A 24,379-nucleotide genomic window follows, 5' to 3' on the forward strand; every position below is an offset into this window, starting at 1 on the left:
CATGAAAATTTTTGGCGCGATTATTGATAATGAGACAAGATGTGTCCATTACCATACGGAAAAAGATATTATTGCAATAAAATTTGCATGCTGCGAGCGCTATTATCCTTGCTATAAATGCCATGAAGAACATGCGAAGCATGCTATAAAGCGTTGGCAGCCATCACAGTTTCAAATAAAGGCAATACTTTGTGGACATTGTAAAGAGGAATTGACAATTCATACTTATATGCAGTCTCCATCTTGTCCAAAATGTCATGCAGTCTTTAATGACAGATGCAAAAACCATTATCCGATATATTTTGAGCTGCAAACTGATTAATTGCGTTTTAGAAGGTGTTTGATAAAAAAAGGGTTTACATATTGAAAATAATATGTTATATTAATAAACGTGCTATTTTGGGTAGCAATTTTCAGTAATCTGGCATTCTGCTTTTTGTTTTTTAGGATACTTATTCACACTGGCGCATGCTTTGGGGCTGCAAGGACGCAAAAGAAGGTTGGGTTTGCGTTGCTTAAGTTAGAAAGCACACAGTGGAATTTTACCGCGGTGATGAAACGAAGATGTTTCGAAATAATATTCCCCAGATGATTGGGTTGAGACTTTACAATTTACAGAAATGTTACCTATTAAATACTAAAGGGGTAGTTTCGCAAAAGCGAGACTACCCCTTGTCTAATTTTTACGCCATTATTACACCTGCTTACAAACAATAGCAAGGTGTATTTTTTATGCAAAACCTCCTAAAATACGACATAAAACGACAATCTATCATGGATTATATTACCGTTTACTATTGTGGGAAAATAAGTAATAATTAATTTAAGAGTTTTTTCAAAAATCAAATAGATGATAATTTGATTTAAAAATTCTGAAAAATGATTGAGGTGAGGGTGGCATATGAAACATGTACAAACGCGACCAATCAGCGTATTGGATCAATTAACAGATGTAGCTAAGAAACAACAAGTAAGCTTGGATGTATTAGTAACTAGCTATGCCCAAGAAAGATTATTAGTTCGATTGGCTGCTTCTTCCTATGAAGATCAGTATTTGCTGTATGGTGATTTTTTAGTAGGTCTATTAGCGAAGGATATTGCAAAGTCCACGGCAAGAATGACTTTGTGCGCAAAAAAAATGGCCAATAAAGACAGCATTATTAAACATGCTTTTCAAGAAATAAGTACGGCTAAAGTAGCAGAAGATGGCATTCATTTTATGAGTGAAGAAATAGAACTTTCCTCTAGCGATGAAGAAGTTTATATACGAATCCCTGCACAAATAGCATCCATCACAACATACATAGAAATAACAATATGCCTTTTTAATACGATTCCAATGTCGCCAAAAAAGATTGTCCTGCCGACATACCTTGGTAATGCAACAATGGAGCAATTAGCGTATCCAATAGAGCTTATCATTGCACATAAATTTAACACAATATATCAATATCCAGCATTAGAACAATCGATAAACGACTATTATGATATTTATTTATTAGCAACGACACAAAATTTTGAAGGTCGTGTTTTACAAGAGGCCATTTTCGACACATTTGACCGACAAAAAACGACAATTGAAAAATACCCGGTCATGTTTTCTAAGAAAGGAGGGCAACTCTTAACGGATGTACCTTTTGATAAAGTACAGGAGGTTGTCCAGCGATTGTTAAAGCCAATATTTGCAGAACTAGTCGTAGAAGGTGAATTTTTTAAAAATTGGGATTATAAACTTTGTGATTGGCGATAATAAAATGAAAAATCCGCGAGCTCTAAGCAAGTCGCGGATTTTTTTAAGAAATATGAATTAGTTCGTGAAACATAAAGAAGTTAAATAACCTAACATTAATAAAAGACCAATACCCATTAAGATTGACATATTTTGTACCTCCTTTTAAAAAACGACACATTATTCATAAATTATTGTACAATGAAATATAGAATTATGAAACCTTTTATTGGTTGGGACGTATTATATTATAAGTAGAATTACCAATTTGTACATAAAAGAGAAGGTGTTAATTAATGAAAAAGTGGGTTCAAAAAAGTATCGTTATTATGGTTGCGTTTTTAACATTTGGATTAATTACGCCAACACATGAAATTTGGGATGCATTCGATCAAAATCCATCGAACCGTGCCTCAATTGGTCCTTCACCTGGGACAAGCACTGCACTAGCAGCTGAACCAGAAGCAATTACACAAGAAGCGACCGCAATACAACATGAAGCCATCGACTATGGCGCACTCCTAGTTGACGCAGCAAAAGAACAGTCCTATATGAAATTTGGAACAAAAATTGGTCCTAAAATTAGCGATGAATTTGATTCCATTATCTTCCCTAAAATGGAGGAAGCAATCGCAATGACCGTAGCGAGCGTAGAAGATGGCTCACTAGCAAATCTTACTATTACAGAAAAGCCAAGCGGCAACTACGGAGAGAAAATTTTTAATATCGTTAATAACAACACAGGCCAAGATTTAATACGTTTCCATGTTCGTACGGAAAAACGTCCACAAGAAGGCTACTACTATAATTTCCACTACCACAGTGCCGAAGACGATTTTATGGCACATAATAATCTCGGCGATATTTACTGGGAAAAAAACACACCACCGAAATGGTTATCATAGTATTTCCGAAACACTCGTATAGCATACGAGTGTTTTTTTGTGGAAATGCTGATATTTCAAGGTTTGTAGTGAAAAGTGAGAAATTATTTTTGTAACTCAGCTTTGAAGTTTTTGATTTCCTTTATGTACTTTATTGGATTTTCTAGCATTGAAAGGGAGATATAGAGTATTGCTTATTGCAAATCAATAACTTAGAAAAGCATGGATATTATGAGAATAGGCTGCTTGGGGAATGGCAATGACTTTATTAAAGCGACGTTACCAAAACAAGCGCTATCGTTAAAGTGGATTCCCAGTGGATATGGATGTACAATGCTGAGGTTAGTATTATAGTGCTTTCTAATACGAAAACAAAAAACACCTCGATAGAAAAGAACTTTCGAGGTATTTTGGCAACAAGCTGAAATTTAGAATTTTATAATCATATTCTTTTTTTAGTTTTGAACTGATAGGTTATGCCAAACACTATATTAAATATTAAACCAAAATTAATAGGGTTCAAAAAAACCCAAAGTAAATTTACTTCTAATGCTAGCTGTAAAAAAATCCACAAATGCAAAATCACAAAAAAAGCAAAGATCATTGGCCAACTAAAAACATGGTCTAAATTAAACATACAAAATCTCCTATTTAACTAATCAAAACAATTAGAAGCTGCACCTAACATAGTGCCACCTACTCACCAATAATAGTTCCCCCGACAGCACCCACTGCATGTCCAATAACAGGGAATGCAGTTCCTGCACCAAGTCCAACCCCTAAACCAGTTATTGCCCGGAATAATAACCACCAAGAACTCCTAAAGTACATTTCCATTTAGAACGAGCAAGTGTAGTTCCGAGAGTCGGTTGTTCATTGTTATGTAATTCGATAATCAGCCCATTACCAACTGATTTGTAAATTAAATTAATCTCATTACCCTTACTATCTAAAGCTTGTGTTGGTAATACTTCTATATAATCTCCTTTTTTTACAAATATATTTCCATCTTCATCGTTTACAATTGTTACTTCCTCGTTTAATATCTCTAATTGCATCTTACTTTCATTTACAATTGTAAGTCCATAATCATCAGTCTGTTCAGCTGCAGATACAGTTGGTGTAGTTAAACCCATATTTCCCGTGAAAAAGAATAAAAGAACCAAACAAGTCAACACAAAAAATAATTTTCTCATTTGTAAAATCCTCCTTATATTATTCTTAATTCACTAAATATTATAAAAAAGGAAAGTGAAAAATAAAATATAATTCGCAAAATTGTAACAAAAGCTTTACTATCTGAATAATTAACACCGTCTATTATTTCACCTATTATATGTTATGAAAGCTCTTGGGGGTTAAGAAAATATCTCGAATGGTAACTATTTACGGTTGGACGAGGTATAGCGGGGAAGATACACGTCAACAGCGATTTACTCGATTTGATCTTAGTTCTTATGTTCGTCTTCTTAATCATGCTTTATCATTATTAAGGCCGATAAATCCTATTAAATTAAAGGCAAACTATCTTCTAAGTTAATCAGCATTAGCTGTAAAGGATAGTTTTTTTATGGTTCAGCTTTGCTCTTACATAAAAAAGCCTTCCCCAATTGGAGAAGGCTGCTTTATTATTCAGTAACGCGCTCGAAAAATGCGATTGTTTTATCCATATCTGTTACATGTTGATTACACGTCTGGCTATCTGCACAAATGTAATTACTATGATTTGTATAGGTGCCCACAACCTTCCCTTTGATGGACGTTGTAAATAGTCCTACATCAGCGTGGCGATTACAGATGGCGCATATTCCGCGAATGGTATTATTAGAGAAAATACCTTTAAATGCTTTCAGTTTGTCATCTTGTTCGATAATGACATATTTGCGATGTGTACCATGATCATCCCATGCCAAATAGCAAATTTGCTGAAAATTGAATTGTTCTAGATTCGGCAACTTTAACTTTTTTTCTTTTTTGAATAAGCTTTTAATGGTGCTTGCTGTAAGTGGCTTGAAGGGAATAACATACGACATTATTTGTTGTAGGTAGGCTTCACCTGTTCCACGCTCTGAGACAGATAAAATGGGCTCAATTAGCTGAGCTTGCGCAGGTGTCATGGCAATTTTTTCAGTTATTTCTGTTTGTGCAAGTCCGCGTACTGTTAAAATGACGTTTTTATCTATTGAAGTTGCGAGTGTTTGTAAAATTTTATTCATTTGCTGTTCAAGTAAATGATAGTTGGCAACCGTTAAAAACGGCTGAATTGCTTGATTTTCCATGTGAATTCACTCCTGTAAATTAGGCTTTTGTTGTTGTGGCCTAAAGAGATCATCCATATGTGGTGTTAACCTAGACCTCTTCGACCTGTGTAAAGGCGGGTCTAGAGCAGGCATTACAAAAGAATGCGTCCATTTCGATTCCTCCTTGTAAAGAGAGTTATAATTATCTTAACATTTTAAGGGAATAAAATAAAGAAAGAGCAGTAGAAGAAAAGAAAAAATGTCAATAAAGCGAAAAAATAATTGCTAGTAAGGGGGAACACTATGATTATTACAGATAAAATATATGGTCAATTTGAAGTTGAAAGTGTGTTAGCAGAGTTGATTTCAAGTAAGCCCATACAAAGATTGAAAGGCATCCATCAAGGGGGAGCTAGCTATTTGGTGAATAATGACTGGGATGTAACGCGTTTTGATCATTCACTTGGTGTAATGTTACTAATAAGAAAATTAGGTGGTTCAATAGAAGAACAGATTGCAGGATTATTACATGATGTTTCTCATACGGCTTTTTCACATGTTGTGGATGCTGTGTTAAATTATCAAAATGAAGATTATCATGAAACACTATTTCAAGACGTTATTATAAATTCAGAAATACCTTCGATCCTTCGGAAACATCATTATGATGTACAAATTTTATTTGATATTTCTAGATGGACATTACTTGAACAAGACGCACCAGCATTATGTGCCGATCGCGTTGATTATACATTGCGTGATATGTTTACATATGGCTTTATTACAATGGAAGAAATCGAATCATTTCTTCAACAATTAAAAGTTTATCAAGGAAAGATGTATGTGGAAAGTATAACAAGTGCAGAATGGTTTGTTGAAACCTATTATCAAGAAGTTATTGGCTTTTTTATGGACCCATTAAATATTTATGCTTATGACGTTTTGACTCGAATTTTAAAAATATCACTGGAACATCAGATACTTTCTCAACATGACTTTATGAAAACAGATAATGAACTAATTGTCATTTTGAAATCATCAAATAATCAAGAAGTGCTGGAACTTTTAAATCATTTGCATCCAAATATTAATATAAAGGTAGATGCAAATGATTTTGATATTTTCCGAAGAAATAAAGTTCGTTTAATAGACCCTTTTCTTTACATGGATGGGGAGCTTGTGAAAGCCTCACATGTTTCAGATAGGGTAAGAAAAATAGGAGATAAAGCTTTTGATTATTCAACAACAGGAATGTATATAAAAGTTTTACAAACTAAATAAGTGAAAAAAACTATGTAAAAAGGGTTATTCATTGGTAACACACATTTAACAAAAATTTACGACAACAAAAACATTCCAATTCCGCTAGTTTCTTTAGTTACTAGGTGATTGCATAATCAAAACACTTTTAATATATCGTGATATACGATATAATCGGTAAATACGATATATTAAAGGAGTATAAGTTATGATTCAGGAAATCAATCATTATTTTACAAATATTTTCTATCATCTCCATACGACACATGAAGATGTAATTTCCCATCAAAGTGTCCGTATTTTACAGATGATTAAAAAAGAAGATGAAGTGACTGTGCGTGATATTGCAGCGTTACTGAATATTTCTCAAAATACAGCTTCAGAGCATATAAAAAAGCTTGAGCGCCATGGCTGGATACAGAAAGTACGGGCAGTTGAAGATCAACGCAAAGTACAGCTCTTTTTGACAACTGAAGGACAACTTGTTTTAAAGAAAAATACGGAATTAGATGATGAAAAATTAAATCAAGCATTAGTCCGATTATCCGAAAAAGAACAACAAGAAGTGTTGCATGCATTTCGATTATTAAGTGAGGTGTCGAAATAATGTACACACTTCTAAAAATAATTAGTTCGGCTGCCCTCATCGCACTTGTAACTGAAGTGGCAAGAAGATTTCCTACATATGGTGGGGTAATTGCTGCTCTGCCACTTGTCAGTATTTTAAGTGTTATTTGGTTAACGGTCCAAAGCGAACCTAATGAGCATATTCAGCGCTTTATGATTGGTGTTATCGTTGGACTTCCAGCAACAATGGTTATGTTATTCGTAATGTATATTGCGATGAAATCATCTATCCACATTGTCTTAGCAATTGGGCTAGGCGTTGTATCATGGGCAATTTGTTTAGGTATTCAAAAAGCCATTGCTGGTGTATTTCATATTTCAATTTAAAGTAGGTGTATTAAAATGACAGTAGTGAATATTGCTCAAGTGAATAAAAAAGAGGTCATTGCATTTTTTCAGTCGCACTGGGGCACTACCGAAATGGTTATTTCTAGTGGGATATATGATTGTAGTCGATTACAAGGCTTTGCCTATGTGGACGACTATCAAAATATACTTGGTCTCATTACATATGTTATTCGAGACAACGAATGTGAAATTATATCCCTCGACAGCACTAAAGAGGGCAATGGTATCGGAACATTACTTGTTCAAGCAGTAGAGGAACACGCTTGGCAACACCATTGTACGATTGTGTCACTTATTACAACGAATGATAATTTACATGCACTAAAATTTTACCAAAAACGTGGCTATTACCTTGTAGAAATTTTACAAAATGCGGTTGAGCGTGCACGAGTATTAAAACCAGAGATACCGTTTATCGGCAATGACGGTATTCCAATCCGAGATGAGATAAAGTTACAAAAACCATCTACCTCGCTATGAGATAGGTGGTTTTCGTTTTTATTATTTGAGAGATTGGTGACAAGGAAGCTAATGGGCTATGCTGTGTTAAAAAAGTAAATCTCCCGAATGACAATGTCAAAAAAATTATTATAGAATACTAATTTTGAGATAAAACGACAGCGCTAAAAAGGAGAAAGTTGTTTCGTTGCTTACTATTTGTCGTTATACTTATTTTGAAGCTTGAAAGTGAGGAATCCAATGAAAAAAATAATATTTATTCTGTTTTTTAGTATGCTCGTAGTGGGAGCAGTTTTCGTTATTTATTTGAAAAGTCATCCACCACTTGTGGTCAATGGTTTTACAAGTGCTAATGGGGCTATTCAAATCGAAATTGAGAATAAGGGAATCAAAGAATTACAATTGCAATCGATTCTTGTCGATGATAAATTGCCAGCAGAGGCTAAGCTGATTATTAGTAAATCAGAACCTTTTGAGGTGGGCACAAAAATTGATAACAACGCAAACATGTCATTTCATAAAATAACGCAAGTAAAGGTTTTTCCAAGTCAATACATAGACCGACAAGCAATTGGTAAACAGCCACAATATTATGCATTACAAGTCGATGCTACGGCTATTCACAAGGTAACAATCCAATATAAATATTTAAAAATACCATTCACATTAACAGCGCAACTTCAAGCAAAATAAAAAATCCGCAAGTTGATAGTAAATCAACTTGCGGATTTTTTCTCAATATTTGTCATATCACTTATGCCATTGTCATTTCATTAGATTGTTTGATGAAAAAAACCTATTATTCCAAAAACATGGTAATCTAATGGTAATAGTTATTGCTATGATAGGAGGGGTATAATGGGATTAGCATTAGTTGGTATTGCGCTAATTATTAGTATTTTAGTTGTCGTAATTGTTGTCTTAAAGAAACAGTCTAAAGTTGATATCATGCTCCAGGTTGAAGCGATATGTGAGGGAAAAAATGAATTGGACCAGGCCATAATGAAAATATACTTTACATTTTCAATCGGAAAACTTGCAGGGCGTAGTAAGGAAATTATCGGCAGTATTGATTGGTCAGAAGGATGGATGCCAGTTAGTTACAATTTAAAAGAGCAAGGAAGCTATAGAGATGAGCGAATACCTACTTTGACTGATGATAAGTTTACAACATTTGAAATTGATGCGACCCATGCGCTAGATGAACAAGGAAGCGGGGAGGGCTATGTAGTCCTGGTCTTAGAAAATCCTACCCACACTATGCTGTCTCGAGCAGGTGTCATGCTCGTTGTAACCGCCAACATGGTTTCCTATCAGCTTTCAGATTCTATTAGTTGGCATAATGAGGTGATTGTCAATCACTATTAAATTCAATAAAAACAAGGATCAAAGTGTTAGAGTGACTTCAGTCAATTTAACACTTTTTTCAATTTCTCAGTAATCGTAAGTACAACTTTATTTAATTGCTGTATTTGCAATTTTAAAACTAGGACAATAGTCGATACGTTAATCATTTTATGACATAACTTATTGCTGAGAAAAAATTTTTTATAAAAACTGTCATAGTCCTGTTAAAGCAGGCATTGGGATGTAAAGAAAGTAAAATTTAAACATTTTTAAATATTGACAGGTAATGGTATGTCCGTTATAGTGAATAACAATTTCATAAACAATGAAATCAGTGATGAGAAGGACGAGAGTTTTTGATGAACGATTCACAGAGAGGGAAGCCTAGGCTGAAAACTTCCTAATGCAGCGTCAATTCTTACTACCTTGGAGCAGTGCTTGGAAACTTGCACCGTATTTGCGACGTTACAGCAAAATCAATGAGCTACTAGTACAACTAGTAGGAATTTGGGTGGAACCACGGGTGAATTACACATACTCGTCCCTATTTTGGGGCGGATATGTGTTTTTTTTATTTTCTAGAAAAGGAGAAAAGAACATGTCAAATCAAGAAATAAGTATTCAATTTCCAGATGGAAAACAACAAGTATTTACACAAGGTGTTACTCTAACCGACATTGCACAGGCGATTAGCCCGGCACTGCGTAAAAAAGCAATTGCAGGAAGTGTCAATGGAACCATCGTTGATTTGACGCGCCCGATATTGACAGACGCCCAAATCAAACTATTTGATGTTAGCTCCCAGGTGGGAATCGAAGTGATTCGCCATTCAAGTGCTCATCTGTTAGCACAAGCGATGAAGCGACTATATCCTGAAGCAAAGTTTGGCGTAGGGCCAGTCATTGACAATGGATTTTATTATGATATCGATTTAGCACAAGCTCTTGTACCAAGCGATCTACAAAAGATTGAAAAAATGATGAATCGGATTGTACAAGAAAATATACAAATACAACGCAAAGAAGTGACGCGTGAAGAAGCAATAAGGATGTTCCAACATGATCATTTGAAGCTGGAATTACTAGCTGATATTCCTGAAAATGAGGTGATTACGCTCTATGAGCAAGGTGATTTTTATGATTTGTGTCGTGGACCGCATGTACCTACAACAGGGAAATTACAACACTTCCAATTAATGCATGTTTCTGGGGCGTATTGGAAAGGCAATAGTCAAAATCAAATGCTGCAACGTATTTATGGTATCGCATTTGCCACAAAAGAAGAATTACAAGATTACTTAGTATTTTTAGATGAAGCAGACAAACGTAATCACCGTAAATTAGGGAAAGAACTTGAATTGTTTATGTTTTCAGAAGAAGCACCCGGTATGCCGTTTTATTTAGCAAATGGTCAAATAGTCCGCTATGAATTAGAATCGTTTTTACGCAATTTACAAACGACATATGATTATCAAGAGGTTCGTACACCATTTATGATGAACCAACGTCTTTGGGAGCAATCTGGTCATTGGGATCACTATAAAGACAATATGTATTTTACACATGTAGATAAGCAAAGCTTTGCGTTAAAGCCGATGAACTGTCCGGGCCATATGTTAATTTTCAAAAATAAAAGACATTCCTATCGGGATTTACCGATTCGGATGGCGGAGTTTGGGCAAGTACATCGCCATGAGTTTAGCGGTGCCCTAAATGGATTATTACGTGTACGAACTTTTTGTCAAGACGATGCCCATATTTTTGTCACACCTGAGCAAATTGAGGACGAAATCAATCTAGCACTGAAAATTATTGATCATATATATCAAGTTTTTGGTTTCCAATATGAAATTGAATTATCGACAAGACCAGCAGATTTTATGGGGGATATTGAGCTTTGGCATGAAGCGGAAACAGCATTGGCAAATGTTCTTCATCATGCAGGATATGCATATAAAATGAACGAAGGAGATGGAGCATTTTATGGTCCGAAAATTGATATCCATATTAAAGATGCTATTAATCGTAGTCATCAATGTGCGACAATCCAACTTGATTTCCAACTACCAGAGAAATTTGATTTAACATATTTAAATGAACACAATGAAAAAGTAAGACCAGTCGTTATTCATCGCGCTGTCTTTGGTTCCATCGACCGTTTTTTGGGCATTTTAATTGAACATTTCGGTGGGGCATTCCCGACGTGGTTAGCACCACAACAAGTAATCGTAATAGGGGTCGCCGATAGCCATCAACAGTATGTCGAGCAAGTGGCGCAAGTACTAGCAAATGAACACATACGTGTACGAGTAGATAATCGTCAAGAGAAGCTTGGGAAAAAAATAAGAGACGCACAAATGAAGAAAATTCCCTATATTTTAGTATTGGGAGATGTAGAACGAGACAATCAAAGTGTCACAGTGCGCAAATATAATCAACAAGTGTTGAACGAAAAACCATTGCAACAATTTGTTGAGGAACTGAAAGGTGAAATTTTACAAAAGGCATTACCCATTATGTAATAGAGAAAAGCCTGATGGATATTGTTAATCAGGCTTTTTTATAAAGGATTAGAAAAATTATGTGAACATAGCCAAAATTCGAAAGTCATTAGTTTCTTCAAGTATTTGTACCAAATTTTAAAATTCTCTCAATGAATGTGTGATAGATACTTCTAGAAATGGTTTTTCAAGCATACTATATACTCTAGTAAGAAAAGTTCTTTTAAATTATCGTATTGGAGTGTAAATACTATCAGCTAAAAGTATATTATTTGTTTCTGCATCAATGACGATAAATTTATGAAATTCCTCTTGTGCATTTTGTGTGAAGGATGCTAAAAAATAAACTTGTCTATTAGGATGTATCATTGTGTGATTGGAGAGGTCCATTATTTCATGCGTTAAATTTGTTTTTACATTAAAATTTTTTTGCGTCTCAGTCACTTCTTTAAACAGAATTTTTTTCTGCAAGATAAATGTAGCATTGTCATAGTTTTCAAAAATAGATTTATCTAATTGCGTGTAATATTCTTCTGCAACAAGAAATGGTTGAAAGTGATTGCTCGGGTATTGGTACGTAGTTTTTGCTGTAGTGATTGGTTCACAAATAGTAGTCGTTGTCGACTGTTCTTGTAAAGTCTCTGGGTGTGGAAATAAATTAGAAATAACGACCAATGTTAAAAACAGTATTTGCATCATTTGGCCTCCTATAAAATAGCGTTATAGGTAGATTTCCCATTTTTTTGTTATGTATACGTTTCGTTACAGTAACATAGCAAATATAGAGCGAAATGTGAAGCTGTTTTTAACAAGAGATAAAACGGTATGAAAAACCAGCCAAGTAGACATTTTTTTTGACTGGTTTTATTGAAAATGGGATTACTTTATAAAATTTGATTATAAATACTCCTCCTCATTAAGATGCTTGTTTAAAATATCGATTCAGTAATACATCAAGTTCTTGGCTATAATCTACAACGGCAGGGTGAGTAAACCCTAAATCTTTTGCCTTCTTATACATAATTCTCCTTTTGATCTCGATTTCAAACTTCAAGAATTGTTTAAGCAATATATTTACCAACTGAATTCTCCTCCTAATTTTTTTCTGCATATTCTTGATTTAAAACGCTAATGACTTCGATTCAGCTTTTTCATTGTATATCAGTTAAAACAAAAAAAATGTCACATTGTGTATAGGAATTGAAATTCGTAATTTAGTCACAATTTAGTCTATATAACTATAATAAGAATATAAACTTTCATAGAATTATTTGACCTGTATGTCAGTAAAAAAGCTATGTATTTAGCGATAATTCAATGTTTTACTTTTAGAAAAGCTATCGAATTGTATGTTAAAAATACGTGTCTTTTTTCCTATCTTTATTTGTCTTTATAACTAGAAAAAGCATGACGAAAAATTTATTTCGCTTCATTTCTTGTCGCAATTTATCAAATTGTATTATTTACTGTTTAAATAAAAGAGATAATTCTTTTTTTCTAAAATGCTTGACATAAATAGACTTTTTTATCTTGTTAGTTTCGCTAAACAAAAAATAATGAACGCACACATTCTTTTTTGAATGTGTGCGCTTTTTTTAACTACGCGCAAGCCATTCTTCGCGTAATAGGCCAAAAACGATCATATCGTGAAATTTGCCAAAGCGAAAAATTTCATTACGTAGGACACCTTCTTTTGTAAAGCCACATTTTTCATAGGAACGGATAGCTCCTTCGTTAAAGCTGAACACTTGTAATTTAATTTTATTGATGGCAATGTAGTCGAAAATAAAAGTAATGAGTGTTTGCATTGCATCCGTTCCGAATCCTTTTCCATGCCACTTTTCACTAATTGTAATCCCTACGGAGCATGTACTATTTATCCAGTTAATAGCATACACACCACAAGACCCAATAAATTGTTGTGTCGTTTTTTCAAAAATACCAAAGAAAAATTCTTGTTTTTTGCCGCTAATATTTTGAAAAAATGAAGTATGGTCTTCCACTGTATGTGGAAATGGAATATCATCGTTAGCGAGTAGTAAGGTGCTTTTTTCATTCTCCACTTTTATAAATTCATCTAAATCAGATGAGGACATTTGCTTTAGTATAATAGATTGCCCAGTAAGGAAATCGTTAAAATAGTGTTTCATCTAAATTCTCCCTTGCTCAAGGGTTGCAGCAGTGTTACATCCCTTGAAAAATATTTATTTTCAATAACGAACCAACTGCCTTTTCCACAATCATATTCACAACTCCTTAAAATCGAATAGTATAATAATAGCATAGTATGGAATTTTAAGTAATTAAATGAAAAATAATGTGATAGAAATTGTGTCTATTTTTATGCTTTTTATATAGTTTGCTATTTTTTTCTGAAATTTTAATGAAATTTGGTGTTGTAAGTGCATTAGATTCGTTTGGAGACCACTAAGTGAAATGATGAAAGAAGGGAAATCGTGCGATTAAAATTTTATGATAAAAAAGATCAAGCATCCATAGTACAATATGTGTTAGCAGAGGACCAGTTACGTTTTACAATGGCCCCTCAGGCCAGCATTGAACTAGCAGAAAGGGATGTTAATCGACATGCTATTTTAGCGATGAAAGATGACAGACTTGTCACTTTTTTTGTACTACATGAAAAGGATGGGGTAAAACCCTATAGTCAAAATGAACAAGCACTATTAATTCGGGCATTTTCAACAACTATGCAGGAACAAGGGAAAGGCTATGCAAAAGAAGCGTTACAATTATTACCTGCTTTCGTCAAACAATATTTTCCTACCATAAATGAACTCGTTTTAGGTGTTAACTTTTCAAATATAGCTGCTCAGGCATTATATAAAAAATGTGGTTTTGTAGATGAAGGGATTACGGCAATAGGAATTAACGATAAGTTAAAAGTAATGACTTATTATTTATAATCTTATAGAAAAGGAGGAATCGAAATGGTGTCAATAATAGAAGTTGCGACGCTAGAGCATGTGGAAGAACTATGTAAGATCGATCAAGAGGTAATAGGGGATAATTCAAGGAAGGATACGATTATGAAAGCCATTAAGGCCAATCAATGCCTAATTCAGAGAAGGCATAGCACGATTGCGGGGTTTTTAATCTTCACAACCGATTTCTTTGAATGTAGCTTTATTTCATTCATTATTGTCAAATCTTCTGAAAGAAGAAAAGGTGTGGCGACTACATTACTAGCTAATTTTATTGCTATAGCACCTACAAGTAAAATTTTTTCTTCCACGAATAGCTCGAATAAACAGATGCAAAGAGTTTTTGACAATGCCGGTTTCAAGAAGAGTGGCTATATAGAAAACTTAGATGACGGGGATCCTGAAATCATTTACTTTACAATGAAGAAGTAATATTTTATCACTTTAATTTATTTTGAAGTTTTCAGCTACCCTTACTGTTGCTGTTCTATGCATGTTTTAATTATTGGATTGACATTATTTTGTAACAATAACCGTTAAAAAGTGAAAATAGTGTAAAAAATAGCAACTTAATGGAAATCACGACGTTCTTGTAGGGAGAAGTATTTACAACTTCTACAAAAAAAGGATGTTGGAGGTCGATGTTGTTTGGAAACCGAAAAAATAATAAGTATGAGTGGTTATTCATTATTTTTAGCTTTTATTTTACTATTGATTGCCATTTTACCACTTGGTCTAGCTGTAAAATCATCTAGCCTTTTGTTTAGACGACTAGGACTGATACTTACATACACTGCTTTTATTTTACAATTGTGTTACTACCTTTTAAGGTGGTTCGCAGTAAAACATGCACCTGTTAGTAATATGTATGAGTTTATGACGTTTTTTGGCATTATGCTTACAGCTAGCTTTCTCATTATTTATTATTTGTATAGACAGATTGTTGTCGGATTATTTGTCATTCCTGTCGTGTTAATTATCCTAGGCTATGGAAGCGTATTCACAAATGAAGTGACCCCGCTCGTACCTTCATTACAAAGTAATTGGTTAACAATCCATGTCATGACTGTTGCGTTTTCAAGTGCTATCTTATCAATTTCTTTTGCAACGGGCATTATTTATTTGCTGACAAAGTTAGATGTTTATAAAAAATCGTTCAGTACTGTTGCACTAGAAGTTGTTATGTACTGCTTAATTGTTGTCATCGGCTTTAGTGGTATATCGGCAGCATTTAATATAATGACTGAAGACATAGACATTCAATATAAAAATGCACACGGTGTTAATGAAAAGACGGTCTATACAATGATACCACTCATTGTTAATAAAGGAGCTGTCACAGAAAGTGGAGATACAATTGGCTTGATGCAAATAACCCCTACAATCGATGCGAAACAGTTTAATTCAATTGTCTGGTCATTCATAGCAGGGACAATTTTATATGCTGCAATCCGACTGCTTTTTAGAAAGCCTATTATCGTTATTTTACAACCACTTACAAAACGTGTACAAGCCACCTTAATGGACGAAATTTCATATAGGGCAGTTGTGATTGGCTTTCCATTGTTTGCTTTAGGTGGCTTACTGTTTGCCATGATTTGGGCACAAATTGCATGGGGTAGATATTGGGGATGGGATCCAAAAGAAGTTTGGGCACTCATTACATTTTTATTTTACGCAGCGTTTCTCCATCTTCGTCTTGCTAAAGGATGGGAAGGGGAGAAAACGGCTTGGTTAGCCATTATTGGTTTTGCAATTATTGTTTTTAATCAAGTCTTCGTTAACTTAGTTATTGCAGGTCTACATTCTTACGCATAAAATGATAAATGAAAAGAGACATCCATGATGGATGTCTCTTGGACTTTGAACTGTTAATTCTTGAAAAAGAATTAAAGTTTTACAACGTTTGTAGCTTGAGGGCCACGGTTACCTTCTTCAACGCCGAATTCTACTTTTTGTCCTTCTTCAAGTGTTTTGAAACCTTCAGATTGGATTGCAGAGAAGTGTACGAATACATCGTTGCCACCTTCTACTTCGATGAAGCCAAAACCTTTTTCTGCGTTAAACCATTTTACTGTACCTTGAGTCATTTAAAAAACCTCCAAAAATAAATTCAACAATCATATTCCTTCATGCTGTATAAAATAAACACATAATCATATTACTTGAATACGTGGACTCATTGTTTACGATGAAGTAATTTAATTATTACCTACATTATATAACAGATTCATACATTTATCCAGCAAATGCCGTTTTTTAGTAAGAAAAAATTACATAAAGTTAAGTAAAAATATAAAAATTAAAATTATCACTGTCAAAATAAGGTATAAAGTAACTTTGTTTTACTAATAAAGTACTATAAAAAACGTATTTATTTATCTTTTTAGAGATTTGCATACACTTGGCAAAAAGTTTTAGTCAATCCATGCTTTTTCTTTGGCCACGATAACCGCTTCAGCACGAGATTCCACATGTAGTCTGACAAAGAGTTTGGATAAATAATTTTCGACAGTACGTTGTGTTACACCTATTGCAGAGGCAATCGCTTTATTTGTACAACCTTGTGCAACTAGCTGTAAGATTTCTTGTTCTTTACGACTTAGTAAAACTTCTTGCTGGGCATTTGTACGGTTGGAGTGCTGTTGGACAAAATCTAAAAAATCAGCTGATAATAAAATTTCTCCACGCAAGGTAGCTTGGATAGTTTGAATTACTTGTTCTTTCGTAGCTAGTTTCGATAACAGTCCATCTACCTTTTTTTCAACAAGCAGTTTATAATAATCGGATAATTCGTAGCCAGTGTAAAGAATAATGAGGGCTTCTGGCTGTGTTTGTTTTATCTTTTCAGCAAGCTGAATACCGTTCAATGGTTTCATATTAATATCAATTAAATAGAGTTGAAAAGTTTGTGTCTCCATTTTTGACAGAACATTGGCACTTTCTTGTTCTGTTTCAATATAGACATTGTCTAAGTCTTGTAATAATGTTTTTGTCCCGTCTAAAACGACAGGATGATCATCAACAATCAATATATTAATCATTTGCATAGTTCCTCACATTCCTCTTGAATTTCAATATTAATATGCATACCTTCATTTGGTTTGGAGGTAATCGTCATGTCTCCGTTAAATGCCCGAACACGTTCACGAATGCCATTAATGCCCATGGAAGCAGATGATTGCATTAAATCATCAATATTACAGCCGATGCCATTGTCGTCATATTGAAGAACAAAACCATTGTTAACCGCAAGGAGCTTGAGTGAAACTTTGGAGGCATCGGCATGTTTAATTGCATTATTAAGTAGTTCTTGAACAAGTCGATAGACAACTAAATGTAAAGTTGCATCTTGAAATTGGAAACGATCGATTTGTGTATACAATAAAAAATCAGCACGAATTTTTACTTTTTGAACAAATTTTTTTAATGCCATATCTAAACCAAACGTATCCAGTAATGGTGGACTGAGATTCTCACAATATTCCCGCAAATCTTTCGTGGCATTTAAAAGTTGTTCTCGAATGGCTAATATTTTGCGTTCTTCAATTTTAGGGGAGCTAGCGATAACATCTAATTCCCGCGCTAAATGTAGTTGCTCCTGTAAAATTGTGTCATGTAATTCTTGTGCTAATATGCTTTTTTCCTTTTCTACAATATTCCATAATAATTTATCTAGCCAAGGAAGTTGAGCGTTATTCGTATCTTTCATATGTTGTATATCACGTATTAAGTCTTCAATAAGCTTTAAATTATCAATAAACATCGAAACGTATAAAGCTAGTAACTCCAACCAAAGTAATTCTTCTTTTTGTAATGTGTGTCTAATTCGTATAAGCACCTTTTCATCCACTGTATCATGGATAAGTAACTGTGTCATTTGGTTCTCTATCCGGATTTCACCACGTGATAAAGAAATAGCCTCATTTGTTGTTTCAAGTGTAAATGCTGTAGTACCAAGTTTTTCAGTAATTTCATTTTTGAGACTAGCAAGCAAATCCTGTTGATTTTTTGCTTTGCTAATGCGATTTACTGATGCATATAAATTATGTACATAGTCACCAGACGATGAGAAAATGATTTTTCGGTGGTTAAAATCTAATTGCTCTTTTATATAGAAGCTAGCAATAAAGCCTATGAAAACAACAATAAAGATTACAAGTAACATCGCAATTGAAAGTTGTTCAATCATTAATAATGCTAAGAGAATCGTGATAATAAGTGAGCTGAAAAAAGCGATAGATGTATAATAACGAAAACGTGATAATTGGTATTCAATATCAAACAATCGTTCATTGACTTGGATGAAAATAAAAGAAAAAGGAATAAACAAAATAAATAAAATACTAATTTCGGGCCGGATGAATGCTCGGCTACTTAAAATTTCAGGAACAACATATAACAATAAAAATGGCAAGAAAGGAATGATGCAAGAGATGCCGATTAACTTAATTTTTGCTAAACGTGTTCGTAAATAGCTGCTAAGTAAAATATACATTGCATATAAAACAAGTAGAGCAAATAGGCTCAGCGTTACCATCGGTGTAATAGACCTAAACTGTGGGACTATCATTTCGGTGCCATAACATAATGGTATAACAATGAGTGGCATGGCATAGAGCCACTTCGTATTAAAATACGTCCATTTAATATGTAATAAACGGTAATATTGCTGTAAAAAGTGGATAATTAACACTAAACATAAAACGATACAAACACCATTGACTATCATGCCAATTAAATTGCCTCGACTTGAAGCCCCTATACTTGTGTAGGCTAATGAGCAGGTTAATAGAAATAACATTAGTAATTGTGTAATAAAATTATCTTTATTACGCTTCCATAAATAGAGTGCAACGCTAAAGCACAGCACAAAGTACAATAAGGGAAATACTATATGTAAATAAAACTCTTCAGGGAGATCCCGATGTTTTACTTTAATTTCATGCACAGTGCCATCTGGTTTTACAATTGACAGCTCGTTTGCGCTAGAAATATAAACGTTTTGTTGAGAAGCTTTAAAACCCGTCATAGCTTGATGATTAATTGTTAGGATGATGTCTCCTTGTTCGATTTGTTGTTGTTGAGCCCATTCTGAATAATAAGAGCGAATTATAGTCGGTTGACCATTTGATGTATCAACCAGGATACTAATAAAAGGCGTGCTAACAGCAACACCAAGGACATAAATACCAAGGATTAGATAAGTAATAAAAAAACTGCAAGTCAATTTGTGCATAGTATTTTCTTTTGTAACTTTCATCATTATGTTATTAGTGCCTCCATCAATAAGTATCTTCTATATTATCCATAATTTATAAATTTTTTGGAATACCGAAATATAGTGTTTCGGAAAACCACTATCATTTTTTCGGAATAACGAAATAGTATTTTCGGTTAAAGCTATGATAATGTGAATCTAGCCTGAGACTGAAAGGGGAGCGCTGTGTGAAAAGAAGTTTGCTGTCGTTAATCCTATTTTTCCTAGTCGCCACCATGGTGTATCCATTAACTACTGTCGCTTCACCGATTGAGAAAGATGCTGTAGAAGTGGATATTTGTATTATTGGAAGTGATAATCATTTTGTTTATAAGATTCCAAAACAGTTACATAACGATATGCCGTATACTAAAATGAAAAATAATATTGAAGCTTCTTTGGCTAGTCATTGGCAAGTGGAAAGTGCACATTTTGAAACAAATCAATCAAATGTGGCCTATACATTTTTTATCAAGGATTTATTTCAAAAGAAGAAGGATGGACAATTGAAATTATCTATACCTTATCGTACGTTAGTAGGTATGTTTCGTGACGATGAGTCAATCCAATTACGCATTATGGCAAGTAAATTAACAGATTGGAAAGTTAATAGAAAAGAATGGGCAACACTTGGTTTTGCCCAACCACTGACATACTTTAGTGAAAGTGAGTACGTTTATAATGGAGCTGTTAATGAACTATTACAGCAACGAGTTGCCCATTTCGATGGTGTAATTGCCAAACGTCAAATGATTTTAAGCACCGTGATATACTTCAGCTTTATTGTCTTGCAACTTGTAGCATGTTGGATTTTATCGAGACGCTTGAAAAGGAAAATCATTCTGCATCCTGAAGAAATGCACCAATTTAGAAAATTGAACTATATGTATCAAATTATTCCATTGTTGATTGTTGTCGGTCAAATTTTATATTTAGTGATGTCTGGGCTTTTAACAGCATTTGGACTCTTTTTTAGCGCTGGTATTGATTTATTGTTTATGGTCGGACCAATCCTTCTATCTATCTTGTTGTTACCGATATTTTTTGTCACAACAGAAAAAGAAATTGCAAAAGAATTACAAGATAATCCATTAAGTGCTGACCTGTAATGTTGATGTTTAGTCTGTTGGACAAGCTATCATAATTTTTTATTTGAACGGTCATTTTTCGTTATTAGATGGTATAATGGTCAACAGCATATTGAAGGAGCTGGTGACAAATTGACGCATCCAGAAACTGCGTATTTAAATTTACTACAACATATATTAGATAATGGTGTGAAAAAGGAAGACCGAACTGGTACAGGCACATATAGTGTGTTTGGTTATCAAATGCGCTTTGACTTAAGCAAGGGTTTTCCACTTTTAACGACAAAACGTGTGCCATTTAAACTTGTTGCAAGCGAGCTGCTTTGGTTTATTAAAGGCGATACAAATATTCGCTATTTATTGCAACATAATAATCATATTTGGGATGAGTGGGCCTTTAAAAAATGGGTAGAATCAGACGAATATAGTGGGCCAGATATGACTGATTTCGGTCGTCGATGTCTAACGGACGAAGCGTTTAATGCAGTCTATCAAGCGGAGCTGACATCATTTTGTGACCGCATTGTTAATGAGGATGAATTTGCGAAGAAATACGGCGATCTTGGTAACGTCTACGGCAAGCAATGGCGTAATTGGACAACGTCAAATGGGGAAAGTTTAGACCAATTGCAAGATGTCATTCATCAAATTAAACATAATCCAGATTCACGTCGCATTATTGTCAATGCTTGGAACCCTGAAGATGTGATTGATGCAGGTGCAAAGGGCAGTAAAGCAGCATTACCACCTTGTCATGTCATGTTCCAGTTTTATGTAGCAGAAGGTAAGTTAAGCTGCCAATTAATGCAAAGAAGCCTTGATACATTGCTTGGTTGTCCATTTAATATTGCATCCTATGCATTACTAACACATTTAATTGCCCATGAATGTGGGCTTGAAGTTGGCGAATTTATTCATAGTATTGGCGATGCACATATTTATGCAAATCATGTGGAGCAAGTGAAAGAACAGCTCTCTCGTGAGCCAAGGGAACTACCAACCTTAAAGATAAATTCAAATAAAACGTCAATATTCGAAATAGAGCTTGAGGATCTTTCTATCGAGGGCTATAATCCACATCCAGCAATTAAAGCACCTATTGCGGTATAATAAGAGAGCAGTAACCATTATGGTTGCTGCTTTTTTTCTTGAGAAAATTTCCCTTGTAAGAAATAGGTAATAAGTTGGATGGTATCGAGATGTAAGCTCTATTATAGTATTTATGGTATTAATAGGAATATTTAGGGGTGGCTATCGTGCTAGAAAAAGTAGAACATCAACCGACAAAGAAATTAGAACTTTGTCGATTGACAAAAAATAGACAATGGGGCGCTTCAATTCAAACAGAGCAGAAGATTGAACACGATAACGCCATTATTTCTACTGAATTAACTAAACAACAAATAGAGGAAATGATGCAAATTATAGAGGGCATCCGCCTGAACGGTTATAACATTAAAATGTAAGCGCCTTCGATAGTGGAATAAAAAACTATTACCTTATCTTTGTCCCCATTTTTTATAATAAAGATGGCATGAAGCGTCTCTTCGGCATTAGAAGTAATTTAAATGTTTTCACAAATGGTGCAGATGTATCAACTTCGAATCCTTTTTCAAAGTGCATCCAATTTGTTGTCAATTTGATTTTTACAATATTGCTGTCTAATGCGTGTAATATAGTGTGCCAGAGTTGCCTTTAATTGTTTTGTATTGTCGATCGGTTTGTGGGAGATCTGTAGAAAAATAAATAAAGTTAAGTTTGCCATACCATCCTTTATTAAAACGTTTATGACCATACTGATTAACATTAGCTGTTGATTACTAACCACGTATTTGTTTCTTTTATACGTTCAAATGGCATGATTTAAATGTTGCTGTGGATAAATTCCTCTAAAAAATCTTTCACTGTCGTTTCGGCTGATTTGAAATGCAAAGGTCTATAAGAGGTATGGCAAAATGAGCTTTCATGTTAAAACCGTCCTTATAAATATATCTTTGATTACATTACTTATTATCGTAAATTATTTGATTTTATTGCTTTTAGCAATCTATTTAATAGCCTTCTAGCAGATTGTTTTCCACTAGAAGGCAAGAAATAAACGCTATAAATTCAAGCACCTTCTAGGCTATAATAGCTAAGGAGGTGTTTTTATATGAATGTATTTTTTATTGAAACAATTTCAGGGACGGAACTTTTACATATAGTGTCACATGATGTCGCTGGGATACTTGCAGCTGCACAAGGGGAAAGTGTAACGTTTCCTGTAGGTCATTTTAAATATGAATTCCATAACTTAGACTTTTATGAAGAAAATGGTCAAATTCAGCAAGAGCTAGTGATTTATGTATCAAAAATTTAAAATCACTAGGTAATACTTGAAAAAGATGTATTTTTGATAGGCAAGAAAAACAGGCTTAGATAAAAGCAAATCATTTGTAATTATCTCAACCTGTAACTATAATAGTTACAACAGGTGGTGATTCATATGGTGAATAGTCGATTTTCAGTCGCAATCCATATACTTTCGCTCATTGCAACAACATCTGATAAAAGTTTGTTGACATCTGACTTTATTGCAGGGAGTGTCAATACGAATCCGGTCGTTGTAAGGCGTATGATTGGTGTTTTAAAGAAGGCTGGTTTATTAACATCGCAATCCGGTGTTGCTGGCTATAGTCTCCTAATTGAACCGCAAGATTTGTCTTTATTGGCCATCTATCAGGCGATTGATGGACCGGAGCAAGTTTTTGCTATACATGATGAGCCGAATCCAGCATGTACAGTAGGTCGCAAAATACAGCATACGTTAGAAGCCGTTTATTTAGATGTTTGGCATGCAATGGAAAAACAGTTGCAAGCACAAACTTTGCAAGATGTGCTAGATCAACTTCGTTAAAAGTAACGAGGTCGGTCTCACTGTGTTTAACCTGTAACTAAAATGGTTACAATATATTGGAGGAGGAATTCAAAATGAAAATAGGTGTAATTGGCGCAACAGGGAAAGCAGGACAAAAAATAGTAGAAGAAGCATTACAACGTGGTCATGATGTGACTGCAATTGTTCGTTCGGCTTCTAAAATAAAACAGCACATTCATGTTATTGAAAAAGATGTCATGGATTTAACGCAAGAGGACATGAAAGATTTTGATGTCGTTGTCAATGCATTTGGTGCACCATTCGGACAAGAGGAGTTACACGTAACAGTTGGTCGCCATTTAATTAATCTATTTAATGGCATCGCAACAAAGCTATTGGTTGTCGGTGGTGCAGGTAGCTTATTTGTAGATCCCGAAAAAACTATTCGAGTAATGGATACACCAGACTTTCCTGAAATGTTTTTCGCAACGGCAAAAAATCAAGGTGAAAACTTAAATGACCTTCAAGCTTCTACCATTACATGGACGTTTATCAGTCCTTCAGCTATGTTTGATCCAGAGGGGCCGCGAACTGGAAGCTATACAACAGGTATTGACCATTTATTAGTCAATGCTGCAGGGGAAAGTTATGTGAGCTACAGTGATTTTGCCATTGCCGTCTTAGATGAAATTGAAAATCCACAACATATTAAGAAACGTTTTACAGTTTCTTCAATGAAATAATTATGTCCCGAGCGTAAGAATTACGCCCGGTTTTTGTTGATTTACGCAAGATTTGAAAAAAACTTTCGATTTATGAAGAACTGACTGTTTACAAG

At 34.3% G+C, this 24,379-nt stretch carries 27 protein-coding genes; 19 read left to right on the forward strand and 8 right to left on the reverse strand.

Features of this window, described 5'->3' with window-relative positions:
* Position 1: 1 nt before the first annotated feature.
* The 3 genes from ACIQXI_RS05050 (at position 2) to ACIQXI_RS05060 (ending at position 2,634) form a co-directional block, all read left to right on the forward strand.
* Positions 2–322, forward strand: a complete 321-nt coding sequence (locus ACIQXI_RS05050; RefSeq protein ID WP_402922215.1) for a CHY zinc finger protein — start codon at positions 2–4, stop codon at positions 320–322.
* A gap of 579 nt (positions 323–901) precedes the next feature.
* Entirely contained in the window at positions 902–1,750 is an 849-nt protein-coding gene (locus tag ACIQXI_RS05055) for a nucleotidyl transferase AbiEii/AbiGii toxin family protein (protein ID WP_402922217.1), read from the forward strand.
* A 275-nt stretch (positions 1,751–2,025) separates the two neighbouring features.
* Entirely contained in the window at positions 2,026–2,634 is a 609-nt protein-coding gene (locus ACIQXI_RS05060) for a YpjP family protein (protein ID WP_402922219.1), read from the forward strand.
* Positions 2,635–3,401: 767 nt separating this feature from the next.
* Here ACIQXI_RS05060 and ACIQXI_RS05065 read toward each other — a convergent pair.
* A complete protein-coding gene (locus ACIQXI_RS05065; protein ID WP_402922221.1) occupies positions 3,402–3,809 on the reverse strand; it encodes a hypothetical protein in 408 nt (135 codons plus the stop codon).
* Positions 3,810–4,241: 432 nt separating this feature from the next.
* Positions 4,242–4,892 carry a FusB/FusC family EF-G-binding protein gene (locus tag ACIQXI_RS05070; protein ID WP_402922223.1) on the reverse strand — a complete coding sequence of 217 codons (651 nt, stop codon included), beginning with the start codon at positions 4,890–4,892 and terminating at the stop codon, positions 4,242–4,244.
* 264 nt (positions 4,893–5,156) lie between these two features.
* Here ACIQXI_RS05070 and ACIQXI_RS05075 point away from each other — a divergent pair, with 264 nt between their 5' ends.
* The 7 genes from ACIQXI_RS05075 to thrS all read left to right on the forward strand — a co-directional run bounded on the left by ACIQXI_RS05075 (position 5,157) and on the right by thrS (position 11,415).
* Positions 5,157–6,134 carry an HD domain-containing protein gene (locus ACIQXI_RS05075; RefSeq protein WP_402922225.1) on the forward strand — a complete coding sequence of 326 codons (978 nt, stop codon included), beginning with the start codon at positions 5,157–5,159 and terminating at the stop codon, positions 6,132–6,134.
* A 187-nt stretch (positions 6,135–6,321) separates the two neighbouring features.
* Positions 6,322–6,720: a MarR family winged helix-turn-helix transcriptional regulator gene (locus tag ACIQXI_RS05080; RefSeq protein WP_402922227.1), complete on the forward strand. Its 399-nt coding sequence runs from the start codon at positions 6,322–6,324 to the stop codon at positions 6,718–6,720.
* A complete protein-coding gene (locus tag ACIQXI_RS05085; RefSeq protein WP_402922229.1) occupies positions 6,720–7,067 on the forward strand; it encodes a DUF3147 family protein in 348 nt (115 codons plus the stop codon). Before ACIQXI_RS05080 ends, ACIQXI_RS05085 begins: the two co-directional genes overlap by 1 nt.
* A 15-nt stretch (positions 7,068–7,082) precedes the next feature.
* Positions 7,083–7,568 (forward strand): GNAT family N-acetyltransferase, encoded by a 486-nt coding sequence (locus ACIQXI_RS05090; protein ID WP_402922230.1) that lies wholly within the window; start codon positions 7,083–7,085, stop codon positions 7,566–7,568.
* A 219-nt stretch (positions 7,569–7,787) separates the two neighbouring features.
* The gene (locus tag ACIQXI_RS05095) at positions 7,788–8,240 is read left to right on the forward strand and encodes a hypothetical protein (RefSeq protein ID WP_402922232.1); all 453 of its coding nucleotides are present in this window, start codon (positions 7,788–7,790) and stop codon (positions 8,238–8,240) included.
* Between the two features lie 165 nt (positions 8,241–8,405).
* Positions 8,406–8,915 carry a hypothetical protein gene (locus ACIQXI_RS05100; protein ID WP_402922234.1) on the forward strand — a complete coding sequence of 170 codons (510 nt, stop codon included), beginning with the start codon at positions 8,406–8,408 and terminating at the stop codon, positions 8,913–8,915.
* Between the two features lie 577 nt (positions 8,916–9,492).
* The gene (gene thrS / locus ACIQXI_RS05105; RefSeq protein ID WP_402922236.1) at positions 9,493–11,415 is read left to right on the forward strand and encodes a threonine--tRNA ligase; all 1,923 of its coding nucleotides are present in this window, start codon (positions 9,493–9,495) and stop codon (positions 11,413–11,415) included.
* Between the two features lie 207 nt (positions 11,416–11,622).
* On the opposite strand, the gene ACIQXI_RS05110 is transcribed toward thrS, so the two are convergent.
* From ACIQXI_RS05110 to ACIQXI_RS05120, 3 genes are all read right to left on the reverse strand, one after another.
* Positions 11,623–12,090 (reverse strand): hypothetical protein, encoded by a 468-nt coding sequence (locus ACIQXI_RS05110; RefSeq protein ID WP_402922237.1) that lies wholly within the window; start codon positions 12,088–12,090, stop codon positions 11,623–11,625.
* 220 nt (positions 12,091–12,310) lie between these two features.
* Positions 12,311–12,475 carry a Spo0E family sporulation regulatory protein-aspartic acid phosphatase gene (locus tag ACIQXI_RS05115; RefSeq protein ID WP_402922239.1) on the reverse strand — a complete coding sequence of 55 codons (165 nt, stop codon included), beginning with the start codon at positions 12,473–12,475 and terminating at the stop codon, positions 12,311–12,313.
* A 514-nt stretch (positions 12,476–12,989) separates the two neighbouring features.
* Positions 12,990–13,544, reverse strand: coding sequence for a GNAT family N-acetyltransferase (locus ACIQXI_RS05120; RefSeq protein WP_402922241.1), 555 nt, complete (start codon positions 13,542–13,544; stop codon positions 12,990–12,992).
* 306 nt (positions 13,545–13,850) lie between these two features.
* On the opposite strand from ACIQXI_RS05120, the gene ACIQXI_RS05125 reads away from it, so the two are divergent.
* The 3 genes from ACIQXI_RS05125 to ccsB all read left to right on the forward strand — a co-directional run bounded on the left by ACIQXI_RS05125 (position 13,851) and on the right by ccsB (position 16,154).
* Complete coding sequence (locus ACIQXI_RS05125; RefSeq protein ID WP_402922243.1) at positions 13,851–14,318, forward strand: GNAT family N-acetyltransferase; 468 nt, start codon at positions 13,851–13,853, stop codon at positions 14,316–14,318.
* Positions 14,319–14,342: 24 nt separating this feature from the next.
* Positions 14,343–14,768, forward strand: coding sequence for a GNAT family N-acetyltransferase (locus ACIQXI_RS05130; protein WP_402922245.1), 426 nt, complete (start codon positions 14,343–14,345; stop codon positions 14,766–14,768).
* Between the two features lie 240 nt (positions 14,769–15,008).
* On the forward strand, positions 15,009–16,154 hold the full coding sequence (gene ccsB, locus ACIQXI_RS05135; protein WP_402925664.1) for a c-type cytochrome biogenesis protein CcsB: 1,146 nt from the start codon (positions 15,009–15,011) through the stop codon (positions 16,152–16,154).
* A gap of 71 nt (positions 16,155–16,225) precedes the next feature.
* Here the strand turns inward: ccsB and ACIQXI_RS05140 are convergent, their stop codons facing one another.
* From ACIQXI_RS05140 to ACIQXI_RS05150, 3 genes are all read right to left on the reverse strand, one after another.
* Entirely contained in the window at positions 16,226–16,426 is a 201-nt protein-coding gene (locus tag ACIQXI_RS05140; protein ID WP_010859201.1) for a cold-shock protein, read from the reverse strand.
* 327 nt (positions 16,427–16,753) lie between these two features.
* The gene (locus ACIQXI_RS05145; protein ID WP_402922247.1) at positions 16,754–17,380 is read right to left on the reverse strand and encodes a response regulator transcription factor; all 627 of its coding nucleotides are present in this window, start codon (positions 17,378–17,380) and stop codon (positions 16,754–16,756) included.
* Entirely contained in the window at positions 17,377–19,602 is a 2,226-nt protein-coding gene (locus tag ACIQXI_RS05150; RefSeq protein ID WP_402922249.1) for a sensor histidine kinase, read from the reverse strand. The genes ACIQXI_RS05145 and ACIQXI_RS05150 overlap by 4 nt, the downstream gene beginning before the upstream one ends.
* 182 nt (positions 19,603–19,784) lie before the next feature.
* Here ACIQXI_RS05150 and ACIQXI_RS05155 point away from each other — a divergent pair, with 182 nt between their 5' ends.
* From ACIQXI_RS05155 to ACIQXI_RS05180, 6 genes are all read left to right on the forward strand, one after another.
* Positions 19,785–20,705 (forward strand): hypothetical protein, encoded by a 921-nt coding sequence (locus ACIQXI_RS05155; RefSeq protein WP_402922251.1) that lies wholly within the window; start codon positions 19,785–19,787, stop codon positions 20,703–20,705.
* Positions 20,706–20,816: 111 nt separating this feature from the next.
* A complete protein-coding gene (locus tag ACIQXI_RS05160; RefSeq protein WP_402922253.1) occupies positions 20,817–21,794 on the forward strand; it encodes a thymidylate synthase in 978 nt (325 codons plus the stop codon).
* A 146-nt stretch (positions 21,795–21,940) separates the two neighbouring features.
* The gene (locus ACIQXI_RS05165) at positions 21,941–22,150 is read left to right on the forward strand and encodes a hypothetical protein (RefSeq protein WP_402922255.1); all 210 of its coding nucleotides are present in this window, start codon (positions 21,941–21,943) and stop codon (positions 22,148–22,150) included.
* Between the two features lie 686 nt (positions 22,151–22,836).
* Complete coding sequence (locus tag ACIQXI_RS05170; protein WP_402922257.1) at positions 22,837–23,043, forward strand: thymidylate synthase; 207 nt, start codon at positions 22,837–22,839, stop codon at positions 23,041–23,043.
* Between the two features lie 126 nt (positions 23,044–23,169).
* Positions 23,170–23,580, forward strand: a complete 411-nt coding sequence (locus ACIQXI_RS05175; protein WP_402922259.1) for an Rrf2 family transcriptional regulator — start codon at positions 23,170–23,172, stop codon at positions 23,578–23,580.
* A 74-nt stretch (positions 23,581–23,654) separates the two neighbouring features.
* Positions 23,655–24,284, forward strand: coding sequence for an NAD(P)-dependent oxidoreductase (locus ACIQXI_RS05180; protein WP_402922261.1), 630 nt, complete (start codon positions 23,655–23,657; stop codon positions 24,282–24,284).
* Positions 24,285–24,379: the final 95 nt, after the last annotated feature.

This window comes from Lysinibacillus sp. NPDC097195 (assembly GCF_044762075.1).
In the GTDB taxonomy this organism is placed as follows: domain Bacteria; phylum Bacillota; class Bacilli; order Bacillales_A; family Planococcaceae; genus Lysinibacillus.